The organism is Pantoea sp. GbtcB22 (genome assembly GCF_019091025.1).
In the GTDB taxonomy this organism is placed as follows: Bacteria; Pseudomonadota; Gammaproteobacteria; order Enterobacterales; family Enterobacteriaceae; genus Pantoea; species Pantoea leporis.
Genome location: NZ_JAGXKB010000818.1, coordinates 1 through 237, shown reverse-complemented (window position 1 = coordinate 237; position 237 = coordinate 1). Strand labels below are relative to the sequence as shown.

At 51.9% G+C, this 237-nt stretch carries 1 protein-coding gene; it reads right to left on the bottom strand.

What is annotated here, in order from left to right; genetic code table 11:
- The coding region (locus KVT28_RS26770) for a type IV secretion system DNA-binding domain-containing protein (protein WP_217551345.1) at nucleotides 1-237 on the bottom strand (237 nt) is incomplete at both ends.

Below are 237 nucleotides of genomic sequence, written 5' to 3'. Positions count from 1 at the left end.
AATTTACGGCCCACAGCAAGAAACTCAGGCAGGATGGGCAATTTGTGCAGGGAGGGGATCTCATCGTAATACTGGCAGATTCGGCGCTCACGACTGGCTTTTAACCCAAGAATCCCGACCATCGTCATGTAGATCCATGCGCTCAGTAGCGCCTTGATTGCGTTATGGTTCTGGCCATCACTGGAGATAAATATCCACGGATTATCACCGCTGGGGTCCTCGGTATGTAGCCAGTCG